General features: G+C 65.6%; 15 protein-coding genes. All 15 read right to left on the reverse strand.

Annotated elements, in window-relative coordinates; all coding sequences use genetic code 11:
* Positions 1 to 1269, reverse strand: coding sequence for a diguanylate cyclase domain-containing protein (locus tag H609_RS14235; RefSeq protein WP_231369971.1), 1269 nt, complete (start codon positions 1267 to 1269; stop codon positions 1 to 3).
* A gap of 383 nt (positions 1270 to 1652) precedes the next feature.
* Positions 1653 to 2219 (reverse strand): SgcJ/EcaC family oxidoreductase, encoded by a 567-nt coding sequence (locus H609_RS0106805; RefSeq protein ID WP_028484629.1) that lies wholly within the window; start codon positions 2217 to 2219, stop codon positions 1653 to 1655.
* 97 nt (positions 2220 to 2316) lie between these two features.
* A complete protein-coding gene (locus H609_RS0106810; RefSeq protein WP_018865985.1) occupies positions 2317 to 3294 on the reverse strand; it encodes a LysR family transcriptional regulator in 978 nt (325 codons plus the stop codon).
* A 75-nt stretch (positions 3295 to 3369) separates the two neighbouring features.
* Complete coding sequence (locus H609_RS0106815; RefSeq protein WP_028484630.1) at positions 3370 to 5691, reverse strand: nitric oxide reductase activation protein NorD; 2322 nt, start codon at positions 5689 to 5691, stop codon at positions 3370 to 3372.
* An 18-nt stretch (positions 5692 to 5709) separates the two neighbouring features.
* Entirely contained in the window at positions 5710 to 6513 is an 804-nt protein-coding gene (locus H609_RS0106820) for a CbbQ/NirQ/NorQ/GpvN family protein (RefSeq protein WP_018877703.1), read from the reverse strand.
* 59 nt (positions 6514 to 6572) lie between these two features.
* Positions 6573 to 6962 carry a hypothetical protein gene (locus tag H609_RS0106825; RefSeq protein ID WP_028484631.1) on the reverse strand — a complete coding sequence of 130 codons (390 nt, stop codon included), beginning with the start codon at positions 6960 to 6962 and terminating at the stop codon, positions 6573 to 6575.
* On the reverse strand, positions 6959 to 7594 hold the full coding sequence (gene parA, locus H609_RS0106830; RefSeq protein WP_018877705.1) for a ParA family partition ATPase: 636 nt from the start codon (positions 7592 to 7594) through the stop codon (positions 6959 to 6961). The genes H609_RS0106825 and parA overlap by 4 nt, the downstream gene beginning before the upstream one ends.
* A gap of 59 nt (positions 7595 to 7653) precedes the next feature.
* On the reverse strand, positions 7654 to 7935 hold the full coding sequence (locus H609_RS0106835) for a 4a-hydroxytetrahydrobiopterin dehydratase (protein ID WP_018865980.1): 282 nt from the start codon (positions 7933 to 7935) through the stop codon (positions 7654 to 7656).
* 35 nt (positions 7936 to 7970) lie between these two features.
* Positions 7971 to 8393, reverse strand: coding sequence for a bacterioferritin (locus H609_RS0106840; protein WP_018865979.1), 423 nt, complete (start codon positions 8391 to 8393; stop codon positions 7971 to 7973).
* A gap of 10 nt (positions 8394 to 8403) precedes the next feature.
* On the reverse strand, positions 8404 to 8718 hold the full coding sequence (locus H609_RS0106845) for a BMC domain-containing protein (protein ID WP_026181393.1): 315 nt from the start codon (positions 8716 to 8718) through the stop codon (positions 8404 to 8406).
* 67 nt (positions 8719 to 8785) lie between these two features.
* On the reverse strand, positions 8786 to 9079 hold the full coding sequence (locus H609_RS0106850; protein ID WP_012982276.1) for a BMC domain-containing protein: 294 nt from the start codon (positions 9077 to 9079) through the stop codon (positions 8786 to 8788).
* A 31-nt stretch (positions 9080 to 9110) separates the two neighbouring features.
* Positions 9111 to 9410 carry a BMC domain-containing protein gene (locus H609_RS0106855; RefSeq protein ID WP_012982275.1) on the reverse strand — a complete coding sequence of 100 codons (300 nt, stop codon included), beginning with the start codon at positions 9408 to 9410 and terminating at the stop codon, positions 9111 to 9113.
* A 41-nt stretch (positions 9411 to 9451) separates the two neighbouring features.
* A complete protein-coding gene (locus tag H609_RS0106860; RefSeq protein ID WP_017940627.1) occupies positions 9452 to 9784 on the reverse strand; it encodes a carboxysome peptide B in 333 nt (110 codons plus the stop codon).
* Between the two features lie 4 nt (positions 9785 to 9788).
* On the reverse strand, positions 9789 to 10040 hold the full coding sequence (locus H609_RS0106865; RefSeq protein WP_017940626.1) for a carboxysome peptide A: 252 nt from the start codon (positions 10038 to 10040) through the stop codon (positions 9789 to 9791).
* Positions 10041 to 10057: 17 nt separating this feature from the next.
* Positions 10058 to 11473 (reverse strand): carboxysome shell carbonic anhydrase, encoded by a 1416-nt coding sequence (locus H609_RS0106870; RefSeq protein ID WP_028484632.1) that lies wholly within the window; start codon positions 11471 to 11473, stop codon positions 10058 to 10060.
* Between the last annotated feature and the right edge of the window lie 104 nt (positions 11474 to 11577).

The following is an 11577-nucleotide window of genomic DNA, read 5'->3' on the forward strand; positions in this document are numbered from 1 at the left end:
TCATTGCGACCGCGAGACCAGTCGCGCCATGACCGCAGCCGCATCCTCGGCTTCCGCCATGCCCATAGAAGATTCGTGATACACGTTTCCGAGACGCCCCACATCCACCTGGGACACGACATCTTCCAGCAGCTCTCCGAGCCTTTTGGCCAGCACGTCGACGCCGCTCGCGGTCGTTTGTGGCAGAAACAGCCAGATGCGGTCGTCACCGGTACGGGTCATCAAATCCGTGGACCGAACCAGGGCCTTGACGCGTTCGGCGAAGGTGTCCACCAGTGCCACACCGCGCCCATGACCCAGCGCATCGATGACCCGGGCCATGCCGTTCAAATGCAGCAGGATCAGGCCAAATCCGATCTCGTCATGACGCTGCCGCAGCTTCAGCGACCAGTCCACGAAGAACTCGAAGTGTTCCGGCGCCACATGGTTGATCTCGTCGAAGGCTCCGTAGAGATCCCGCAGCTCCCCTGTCCGGGCCAGTAACCGCCCAGCCTCCGATAACCGGTAGCGGTAAATTCCCATGGGCTCAAGTTCATCGGGGTCATGGGCCTGGCCACACCCCATGCAGCGCGCCAGTACGCGGCCCTCCATGAACATATGCTGGCAACTGCCGCAGACGTGATTCTCCAGTGGTCGGTCATAGTCCTCGCCAATATGACGCAGGACCGCCGAACAGTTCGGGCACCGCAGCATGCCGCCATCCTGGAATAGACGCTGCGGCCCCACATGCCCACAGGCGAAGCAATGCAGTCCGGGCTCGGTGCGTATGTCGAGCGAGTCGCATTCCGGGCACACATCAACAAAACTCAGATGCCCTTGCCGGCATCCCGGGCAAAGGCGCACGCGGTCGACCAGCTCCACACCTTCGAGAAGGCGGCGTTGGCGCACCCCCCGCAACCAGAACTCGGGCGTATCTTCTTCGAGCAAAGCATCTAGGAGCGGATAGCGATACAGCTGCTGGGCATGCCAGTCCCGCACCGGCACCAGATGCAGGCCCGGGTGACTCCACAGCAAAGCCAGAAGCACTTCATCCTGACTACGGGGGGCCCGCCCGCCATTGGCGGTTTCCAGGCGTGCTGCACAATCCACGATACGCTGGGAGGGCTCATCTACGGAGTGAAAGGGACCGTCGGACAGGGCCCGCGTCTCGGCATCGGCGTCGCCATGCAGCCAGAGCAACCGCATTCGGTCCTGTGGATGACACCGTAAGGCCCGCGCCACAGCTGCGGTGTCGGGCAGCGCATCCGCATCGATCACGAAGGCCAGCATGCCGGCTCCATCGATCCGGCTGGCCTCGTAATCGGCTACGGTTTCGAAGGCGGTACATGCAAGCCCCGTTGCCAGTCGCTCCGCCAGCCCCGACTGCCGAGTAAAAACCACCAAATGGGGTGAAGTGCTTTCCCGTTGTGCCGACCCGTTTGTCATCCGTCCCGCCAGTCATGGCCCGATTGGGCGCCGTCCCCTGCCGTACGTTCAAGCGCCACGCCGGAAACGGGGCCACCCGACCGCGCGGTGTTTGCGCAGAAACGTGACGAGTATCACACACTGGTCATGCCGGAATACAGCCAACCCTCACAGAAAGCCACTAATCGAGAGGGAGACCGCCTACTCTTGCGAGCCCCAAAAGGCCGGGCACGGTCGCCCCGTGAAGACTAGTCGGTCGGCATCATCGAGGAGTGGTGGTGGACGATCTTCCACTCGCCGTCGCGGTTCTCGTAGACGAAGGTGTAGCGCGCGGGGACATCCTTGGTCTCGCCGCCGTCGGTGACGCGGAAGGTATAGGTGCCGGCGTCGGTCAGCTTGTTGCAGCCGAGCTTCACGTTGCGGGTGTTGATCGTCCCGAAGGGCTTCTTCTCGAGGAAGTGCTCGAAGTAGTCCTGGATCTCGGCGTGCGTGGTTCGCGGGACGTTGGAGACCGTCGGCAGCAGGACCGCATCCTCGGCATAGCGTTCGGTGACCTTGCGCGCATCCCCGGTCTGCAGGGCGTCGTTCCAGCCCTCGAACAGTTCCTCGGCCAGGCGACGGGTCGCCGGGGCGCAGACCACGCAGCTCTCGTTCGGCGGGGTGTCGATGGCACCGAACGCCGGATCGCCACCCGTCCCGGTCACCGGGTGGTGCTGGTCGCGATGCGAGGCGCTGAGGCTCAGGCGCGCACGGGGCGACTCGTCGGCATTGATGAACTGGGTGCCGCTGATACGCGGCCGGCTGCTCTTGGTCACTGACTGATCTCCGCATACGGCCATTGCCGGCCGGATAAAACGTGAATTATAAGGGACCCTGGAGGGGCTGTCAGGGCGCCGGTCGCGGGCCGCCTGGTCAGCTCGCCTGCGCCTTGAACGCGGCCAGCAGGTCCTCGACCTGACCGCGCACCCGCGCCTCGTCCTGGATGGCAAAATCCAGGAAGGTCTGGGCGACCACCGACAGGACCTTCTGCCTGGGGTGGACGATGTGCCACTGGCGGTGGATCGGGAAGTGCTCCACATCCAGCAGCGCGACCGGCCCCCCGGCCCCTTCCGCGCTGAGGGTATGCAGCGACAGCACGGCAATCCCCAGGCCACCGATGACCGCCTGCTTGATTGCCTCGTTGGAGCCGAGCTCCATGCGCACGGTGGGGTTGATGCCGTGCTCCTGGAACAGCTTCAGGGTCGCCTCGCGGATGCCGGAACCCGGCTCGCGCATCAGGAAGGTCTCCTGCTCCAGGCGTTCGATCGGGATGTTGCGCTGCCCCGCCAGCGGGTGGTCGCGGCTGGCCATCACCACCAGCGGGTTCGGCGCGAACGGGTAGACGGCGATATCGGTCAGCCGCTCGGGTACGTGCCCGATGATGTACAGGTCATCGTCGTTGCTGGCCAGGCGATCCAGCACCCGGTCGAAGTTGCTGACCTCCAGCGACAGCTCGATATCCGGATAGCGCTTGGCGAACTGCCCGAGGATCGTGGGCGCGAAGTACTGCGCCGTGGTGATGACCGCCAGGCGCAGGCGCCCGCGCTTCAGTCCGTGCATCTCCGCGAGCTTCATCTCGAGATTGGTCAGCGCCCCCAGCATCTCGCGGCAGGTGTCGTACAGCAGCAGCCCGACCTCGGTCGGGAAGGCCTTGCGTCCGACGTATTCGAACAGCGGCAGGCCGAGCGCACCGGAGAGCTTCTTGATCTGGATGGAGACGGTCGGCTGGGTCAGATAGAGCTCTTCCGCCGCCCGGGTGAAACTGCCCAGGCGCACGATCGCCTCGAACACCTGCAACTGGCGCAGGGTCGCATGCCGGATCAGATGCGCGGGCAGCTCGGACTTCAACATCACCTGCGGAAGGCTGGACTCCTTCGGCGGTGTCGAGCTGCCCCCCGTCTTGGCCATGCGAGTACCGTGTGCGCCCTAACGGGTCAGGCCGGCGTACAGCATCGGCAGCTTTTCCGGGAGCCGCTCGATGTGGTCCAGCACCATGAAGTGCTGCGCACCGAAGATGCGTTCCACGTACTCGTCGGCCTGCGGATCCAGGCTGATGCAGAAGCTGTAGACGCCGTTCTTGCCCACCTCTTCCACCGCACGCTTGGCATCCTGGCGCAGGTACTGCGGATCGCGCACATCGGTATCCGCCGGCTCGCCGTCGGTGACGATCAGCAGCAGCTTTTTCTGCGTGCCCTGCTGGTGCAGCAGGTGGCCGGCGTGCCGGATCGCCGCGCCCATGCGCGTGGACAACTGCCCCTTCATCCCGGCCAGCCGCGCCCGGGCGTGATCATCGTAGGGGGCATCGAAATCCTTGAAGCGGTAATACTCGACATCGTGGCGGCCATCGGAGGCGAAGCCGTGGATCGCGAAAGGGTCGCCGATCTTGGAGATGGCCCCGCCCAGCAGCGCGGTGGCCTCGCGCGCCAGCTGGACCACGGTTGTCTCGCCATCGGCGAGGGGCTCGTTGGTGGACTCGGACAGATCCAGTAGCACCAGCACGGACAGGTCGCGCACCTGACGGATATTGCGGACGTAGATCCGCTCGTCCGGCTGGCGGCGCATACGCAGATCGATCTGTGCCTCGACCAGGGCGTTCACGTCCAGTTCGTCGCCCTCGGCCTGCTTGCGCATGCGCTGCACGCCTTGCGGCTGCATTGCCTCGATCAGGAACTTCAGACGCGAGATCAGCGGCTTGTGCTTTTCGTTGATGGCATCGATCTCTTCCACGTCGCCCTTCTTCGGACGCCGCTCCAGCAGAGTGACCCAGTGCGGCCGTTCCAGCTGCATCTGGTAGTCCCACTCGTGGTAGTGGTAGGGCAGCGAGATCGGCTCCTTGCCCTCCTGCTGGTTGATGCTTTCGTCTTCACCGTCGCGGAACCACTCGGTCGCCAGCACCATGATCATCTGGGCATCATCCCCGGCCCCGGGGACATCCAGGGTGTTGATCATCTCCATGGGTGTGACGTAGACGCGCTCCTGGTTCGAGCCACTGGCCATCAGCGTCTCGAAGTCGTCTTCCTCGCGGCCGAAGGCCCAGATATAGCGGTTGTCATCGCGGTAGAGGACATCCGGGGCCACCTGCCGCGGATTCATGTAACCCTTTTCCGGGAACTCCGACGCCAGGGCTTCGGCCAGCTCGCGCGCCAGACCCGCAGCCTCGAGGCCCTCCGCCCGCTCCGCCAGCGCCGCGCGCGCCTTGCCTACAAACGGGTGATCGTCGCGGTAGTCGGGGTCCAGCAGGGCCCGCGCGGTGCGGGCCAGCAGCGCCTGCGGGGCCTCACCGTCATCCGGCGTCGCGGTGTGCAGGGGGATCCAAAGGTTGCGCAGTCCGGGGAAGCCTCGCGTCGCCAGGGCCTCGACGCGCGCATCCTCGAACAATTCGGTCAGCACCCCGATGACGCCGCGCGGGGCCTCCTCCGGCTGCATCTCGCGGGTAAAGACCACGTGCGCCGCCGCATGCGCCGCCGCAGCACGATAGAGATCCAGACCGGTCAGACCCTCCCAGTCGTCGAAGGCGTCCGGCAGGAAGATCGTGAAGCCCTCGATGTAGGGCTTGTAGCCCTCGCGCGACTCGAAGTCGCCACTGGTGGGGCGCATGAAGAAGTCGCGCGCCCACAGCGAGCGCAGATAGAGGTTGATGCGGCGCTGGACATCCACGAACAGTGTCCCGCGGCGTTCCTTCTGGAACACCGAACGGGACTCCGGCGACTCCAGGCCGAAATAGGCGATCTGAGCCTCCAGGTCCGTGCGGTGGGCCTGCGCCCCCCAGCTCGCCCAGCGACGCAGCCCCCCCAGCGTGAGGTGGGTGAGGAGTTCGTCGAGGTGTTCCAGCATCGGGCGTACGCCGCGCGGCGCCTGCCCCAGCAGGTTATCCACCAGGCGCAGATAGCCCGAGAACAGACCCTGGTCCCCCAGTCGCCGCGCGGCGATGGGGCTGGTGGAGATCAGCAGGGTGATTACCGCGGCACTGGTTTTGGAGTACATCTTGATCGCCGAGCTGACCAGCTCGCCGACCGCGTCCTCGCCCAGTTCCTGCGCCACATCCGGCGTCTCCTGGACGAAGGCGATCACCATCTCGGAGCCGCGCCCGAGCGAGTGCAGGCTGCGCGCCCCTTCCAGGTAGTAGCGCTTGAGGCCCGCGGCACTGAACGCACGCGAAGCCTCCTGCCACGAGGCCTCGAGCACCTCGGCCGCCTGTCCCCCGAGGTCTTCGAGGAGGTCCTGGTAGTCCTCCAGATGGATGCTCATCGTATCCCGCGCGGGCGTCTAGAAGAACGTCGTGACGGCGGAGTCGAGGGCGTCGCGCATGTCCGGGTCATCCGTGATCGGGCGCACCAGCGCCATGCGGCAGGCGGCCAGCGGGGCCACGCCGTTGGCAATCAGCGATGCGGCATACACCAGCATGCGGGTGGAGATCCCCTCGTCCAGACCATGTCCCTTCAGGTTGCGGGCCCGTTCGGCCACGCTGACCAATTTCCCGGCCATTTCCTCGTTGATCCCGCCCTCGTGCGCCACGATGCGCGCCTCGGTCTCGTGATCGGGGTAGTTGAAGTCCAGCGCGCCGAAGCGCTGCTTGGTGGACTCCTTCAGATCCTTCATCAGGCTCTGGTACCCGGGGTTGTAGGAGATCACCACCTGGAAGTCCGGGTGCGCCTCCACCATCTCGCCCTTCTTCTCCAGGGGCAGGACGCGGCGGTTGTCCGTCAGGGGGTGGATGACCACGGTCGTGTCCTGACGCGCCTCGACGATCTCATCGAGATAACAGATCGCACCATGCCGTGCCGCCTGGGTCAGCGGCCCGTCCTGCCAGCGCGTTCCGTCGGCGTCCAGCAGGTAGCGCCCCACCAGATCCGACGCGGTCATGTCCTCGTTGCAGGCCACGGTGATCAGGGGCTTGCCCAGCTTCCATGCCATGTGCTCGACAAAGCGCGTCTTGCCGCAGCCAGTCGGTCCCTTGAGCATCATGGGCATGCGCACCGAATAGGCCGCCTCGTACAGCTCCACCTCGTCCGCGGTCGGCTGGTAGTACGGCTCTTCGGTGATCAGGTGATCGCGTAGTTCGTCCTGCATCTTTTCGACTCCTCAATCAGAAAGGCCGGGGCAAGCCCCGGCCGCCGGAACCCTGCCCCTCAGTCGGGCCAGATCCGCTCGGGATGCAGGTCGGTTCCGGTATTGTCCGCCTTGGGCGCCTTCTTCGCCGCCGGCTTTTTCGCGGGGGTCGACTTCCGGCTGGCGGATGTGGACTGCGCCGATGCGCCGGACTTGCGCGTCGCGGCCGGCTTCTTCCGCGTGGTCGTGCGCTTGCGTGCCGGTGCCTTGCCGGTCGTGGTGGCCGCCTTCTTGGTGGCGGCGGCCTTGGTGCTGGCGGCGGCCCGCGGCTGGCTGCTCGCCGGCTCCTGACTGGTGTCCTTCTGGCCCGAGGCTTCGGGCTTGGCGCCCGCGTCCTGGCTCTTGTCCTTGTCCTGATCCTCGCGTGCACTGCGCACGCCGGCTGCCAGCTTGTCTTGCAGATTGCTCATTGCGACACCTCCTCGATGATGGCTTCGATCTCCGACGCCGCGGCCTCGCCGGGCTTGCCCAGATCAAAGACGGAACAGCCCTCGAGCGCCGAGCGCCGATAGATGGCCCGCCGGCGCAGCGTCTGCTCCAGGGCGGGGATGTCAATCTCCATCAGTGCATGCTTCATCGCGCGCGACAGCGCACTGCGGACCTCGAGCTGATTGACCACGATAAACGGGCGCAGGCTAGGGTTCTTGAGGCGCGCCTCTTCCAGCCCCCGGCCCATTCGGACACTGCCCCACAGATCGACCGGAGACGGCAGCACGGGGATCAGCACCTCGTCGGAGGCCGCAAGCGCGCCGTTGACCGCACCGCCCTCCAGGGTCGGCGGGCAGTCCACCACGATGTGCTCGTAATCCTTGCGCAGCGCTTTCAGCTCCCGATCCAGGGGACCCGCTACCGCGAAGACCGATGCGGGGAACGGCCGCTCATCCGAGGCCATGCGGGCCCACTGGGCGGCCGAGCCCTGCGGGTCGGCATCGACCACCAGGGTTCGACCCCGGCGCGCCAGCCCGGCGGCCAGATTCATGGTCAGGGTGGTCTTGCCGGTACCGCCCTTCTGATTGACTACCGCGATTACCCTCGAACCCACGCAACAGCCTCCTGCGGAAGGGGCCGGGACGGACCCGGCCCGTCAAGTATGCCCCCGGCTCAGCCGGTGGTGGCAGCGGCCAGGCGATCGACCTCCAGGGCAAAGGCCTTGTCGCCCTCTCCCAGTTGTTCGCCGTCTCGGGCGTCAATCGTGATGTTCACGTACGTGGTTCCGAAGCTGATGTTCGGATGATACCCGTCCTGTTCGGACAGCTCGGCCACGCGGTCGAGAAACTCCCGGGTGATGCCGTAGCGCTCGAACGTGAACTGCTTGCTCATGGACGCCGAGGTCCCCTTGCCGGGCTCCCACCCGGCCGGAACCACCAGATCGGTATCCGCCATTGCCTACTCCGCTCGTCTTGCCGCGTCCGCGTGCATCACGCGGGACTGCCCTGGGCGTCGATCTCGCGCACGTGTTCCAGCTCATCCTCAAGGATGCTCTCGAACAACGCGGCATCGTCCACCGCGCCTACGCGCCGGCAGTAGACAGCCGCCTCGTCATACAGACGGACTGCCTCCATCTCCAGCTCGCGGTTGCGGGCCATCAGCTCGGCCATGGAGCGGCCAAGCCGGACCGGCGCCAGCTGGCTGCCGTTCGGGGCGACCCCGTAGTGAAACATGCGGGTCATGAAGCGATCCGCATGATCCAGCTCTTCCTGGGCATCCCGACGCAGGCAGTCGCTCACGTCATTCATACCCCACATCGCGGTCAGCCGCGCCTGGGCCAGGTACTGCTGAACCGCCGACAGCTCGTGCGCGACCGCGCGGTTCAGGTATCCCACGATCCGTGGATCGGACATGGATGTCGCCTCAGCTGGCCGAACCGCTGGCGGTCGGGGCCGTCGGCAGGATGCCTTCCACTTCGGAATGCACACGCGCAATGATGTGCGCGGCCACCAGGCCGTCACCCACGCGTTCGCAGGAATCCGCACCGGCACGCACGGCGGCGTTCACGGCACCGGTTTCGCCACGGACCAGCACGGTCACGTAGCCACCACCGACGAACTGACGACCGATCAGGCGCACTTCGGAGGCCTTGGTCATCGCATCCGCGGCCTCGATCGCCGGGACCAGACCGCGGGTCTCGATCATGCCAAGGGCCACACCAGAAATTTCGCTAGCCATCATCTACCTCTTCTTGAAAAAAGCCGCCGGGACCCACCGGGGCCCGACGGCGTTCGACTACCGCGAGTTACGGCTTTTCCGGGAGGATGTTTTCCACCTCGGAATGGACGCGAGCAATGATGTGCGCGGCCACCAGGCCGTCACCCACCCGTTCGCAGGAATCCGCACCGGCACGCACCGCGGCGTTCACGGCACCGGTTTCGCCACGGACCAGCACGGTCACGTAGCCGCCACCCACGAACTGACGACCAATCAGGCGCACCTCGGAGGCCTTGGTCATCGCGTCGGCGGCTTCGATCGCCGGCACCAGACCACGGGTCTCGATCATGCCGAGGGCCACACCAAAGTTTTCGCTAGCCATTACTCAACTCCTATCAAGCGTTACAGATGAATTACTTTTCAACCTGCTCGGGCAGGATGCTTTCCACTTCGGAATGCACGCGGGCGATGATGTGCGCGGCCACCAGGCCGTCACCCACACGCTCGCAGGAATCCGCACCGGCGCGCACGGCAGCGTTCACGGCACCGGTTTCGCCACGGACCAGCACGGTCACGTAGCCACCGCCCACGAACTGACGACCGATCAGGCGCACTTCGGAGGCCTTGGTCATCGCATCCGCGGCTTCAATCGCCGGCACCAGACCACGGGTCTCGATCATGCCCAGCGCCACACCAAAACGTTCAGTTGCCATTGTCTTCTCTCCTGGAGTTACAGTTTTTCAAAAAATGACGCTCACGCCGCCTTGCGGGAACCAGCAGAGCGCTGTGCATCGGTCTGGTCTCGTCCTGCCTCGTCCTTCGACCCTTCCGTCTTCTTTCCACCATCGTCCCAGTGGTCGATGATGCCGCCGATCGTCAGATCGGTCTGAATACTGTTGTCGTCCAGCGCGTAGCGCGCGGCCGAGCCACTGATGGTGAACACCCAGTTGCCCGGATGCGCCCCGACCGTGTCCACCGCCACGTTCAGGGCCCCTTTCTGGTCCACCAGCACGCGCAGCGACATGGTCTTGAGCCCGTCCACGCGACGGGTCACCACCAGTTCGTCCTGCACCTGCATGATTTCCATGGAGCTACTGCTCCTCCCAGTAATCGATGATCCCGACGATCGTCGCGTCACTGGGATAGGACTTGTCACCGGCCGCCTCACGTGCCGCCGAGCTACCGACTACGATCACCCAGTCACCCGGTACGCAGCCGACCGCGTCCACCGCGACGGTGCGCGGACCACCGGCCTTCTCCTGGACCACCAGCAACGGCCGGTGCCCCAGATCGCGGATGCGGTTGGTCGAAACCAGCGTCTTCTCAACCTTGCAGATCTTCATTCCCGTTCCCGTGTGCGTCAGGCGGCCAGCGGTTCCAGACGGCTTCCGCTACGCTTGTCGCGGATCACCATGTGGCAGCCAATCAGGCCCTTCTCTGCCAGGTCGCGATAGCGATCCATGATCTGGTCGCGGATGCGACGGCAGCGTGCCTCCACCCGTTCCCGCGATCCCGGCACCTTGCGGTCATAGCGGTAATGAATCACCACCGGCACCGGCAGGCCGCGCTCGACATTCAACTTCCGAAAAATCTTGTTCACCCCGACGTCCGTACCTTCGGAGCCCTCTTCCATCGTCTCCAGGTGCGCGAAGTATGCGAAGTTCCGCACCTGCATCTCTTCGATCTCCTGGCCGACGATGATCACCCGTTCCCGGTGGCCCACGTCGGCGTAGTGCCCCCCGTGGTAACGCGCCACATAGTCGAGCTGCGAAATATTGTTCAGCAGCAGCCGCGAGATCAGCCGCAGCATGCCCTCGTGCGGGGCGCCGTTCCCGCGTCCCCAGCCCTGCTGGTGGATCGCGTCCTGGATCGCCTGGTACACCCGCAGCGACGCCGTCTGTTCGTCCAGCCCCTGCGTCGCGCGGTACAGCTCGGCGCTGTCCACGAAGCGGTAGAGGCTCATGCGCGTATCGGCATCTGGGATATGGATCTTCACTGCATCCGTATCCGTATCCACGCCAATCAGCAGCGTGTCCACCGAGGCCCCACAGCAGTAGGTGTTCTCGATCGCCTGGCGAAACGCGCGCAACTGGTGCAGCGCGCCATCCGCCGCGTCGCGTTCGCTGTTCCCGTGCGCCGCGCAACCCTGATGCAGCGGATCCGCGCCACTGTAGTGGTAGGCCGCGATCTTCAGATAGCGGCTGGGGACATCGGCCGTCGTCGGCCGCCCCTCGCGGAAGCGCAGCAACTCGCGCTTGGTCCAGTGGCGCACATCCTCCTCGATGTCGAACTGCGCGCCGGCATAGCTCTTCACCCGTACCGCCAGGTCCGGCAGGCGCAGGATGAAGCGCCGCAGACCCAGCAGACGGCCATCGGAACAGGGCGAGATGTCCACCTCGTGGAAGTCGCAGTCGAGGAAATACGCAATCGCGCTTTCCGCCTCCGCGACCAGGTCATCCCGACCCGCCCAGTACTCGTTCACCACCTGGTCAAACAGCTCGAACGTCCCGTGCAGGTACAGCTCGCGGGTGTCCAGGTCGTTGATCCACGCATCTTCCAGCGCCTTCTCCGGAAGGCGGTAACCCAGCTGCTCCTGCACAATCGCCTGGGCCCGTTCCTCGAAGTCACGCTCGTGTTGCAGCGCGTGCACCTCCTTGAGAACCGGCACCAGCTGCGCGAAGCGCTCGCGGAACCCCCGTTCGAAGGCATGCAGCCGCTCGTTCATCGCCACATCCGCCAGCGGATGGCCCGGCTGCAGCTCCCGGGTCGCCTCCATACCGGCCGAGCCGGTCGGCGCCGCCGGTGGCACGGCGGAAACGGGCGCCGCCGGGGACGGGGACGCCGCGCGCGCAGCCACCGCCCGGGACTTCGCGAACCGCG

It is taken from the genome of Thioalkalivibrio sp. ALE17 (genome assembly GCF_000425605.1).
Lineage (GTDB): Bacteria > Pseudomonadota > Gammaproteobacteria > Ectothiorhodospirales > Ectothiorhodospiraceae > Thioalkalivibrio.

What these genes read in the sequence shown, in the direction of transcription:
- H609_RS0106860 (WP_017940627.1), bottom strand. Translation starts at nt 9,784, where the DNA reads ATGGAAATCATGCAGGTGCAGGACGAACTGGTGGTGACCCGTCGCGTG.
- H609_RS0106870 (WP_028484632.1), bottom strand. Translation starts at nt 11,473, where the DNA reads ATGGAGGCGACCCGGGAGCTGCAGCCGGGCCATCCGCTGGCGGATGTG.
- H609_RS0106845 (WP_026181393.1), bottom strand. Translation starts at nt 8,718, where the DNA reads ATGGCTAGCGAAATTTCTGGTGTGGCCCTTGGCATGATCGAGACCCGC.
- H609_RS0106840 (WP_018865979.1), bottom strand. Translation starts at nt 8,393, where the DNA reads ATGTCCGATCCACGGATCGTGGGATACCTGAACCGCGCGGTCGCGCAC.
- H609_RS0106815 (WP_028484630.1), bottom strand. Translation starts at nt 5,691, where the DNA reads ATGAGCATCCATCTGGAGGACTACCAGGACCTCCTCGAAGACCTCGGG.
- H609_RS0106820 (WP_018877703.1), bottom strand. Translation starts at nt 6,513, where the DNA reads ATGCAGGACGAACTACGCGATCACCTGATCACCGAAGAGCCGTACTAC.
- H609_RS0106850 (WP_012982276.1), bottom strand. Translation starts at nt 9,079, where the DNA reads ATGGCTAGCGAAAACTTTGGTGTGGCCCTCGGCATGATCGAGACCCGT.
- H609_RS0106865 (WP_017940626.1), bottom strand. Translation starts at nt 10,040, where the DNA reads ATGAAGATCTGCAAGGTTGAGAAGACGCTGGTTTCGACCAACCGCATC.
- H609_RS0106825 (WP_028484631.1), bottom strand. Translation starts at nt 6,962, where the DNA reads ATGAGCAATCTGCAAGACAAGCTGGCAGCCGGCGTGCGCAGTGCACGC.
- H609_RS0106810 (WP_018865985.1), bottom strand. Translation starts at nt 3,294, where the DNA reads ATGTTGAAGTCCGAGCTGCCCGCGCATCTGATCCGGCATGCGACCCTG.
- H609_RS14235 (WP_231369971.1), bottom strand. Translation starts at nt 1,269, where the DNA reads ATGCTGGCCTTCGTGATCGATGCGGATGCGCTGCCCGACACCGCAGCT.
- H609_RS0106855 (WP_012982275.1), bottom strand. Translation starts at nt 9,410, where the DNA reads ATGGCAACTGAACGTTTTGGTGTGGCGCTGGGCATGATCGAGACCCGT.
- H609_RS0106835 (WP_018865980.1), bottom strand. Translation starts at nt 7,935, where the DNA reads ATGGCGGATACCGATCTGGTGGTTCCGGCCGGGTGGGAGCCCGGCAAG.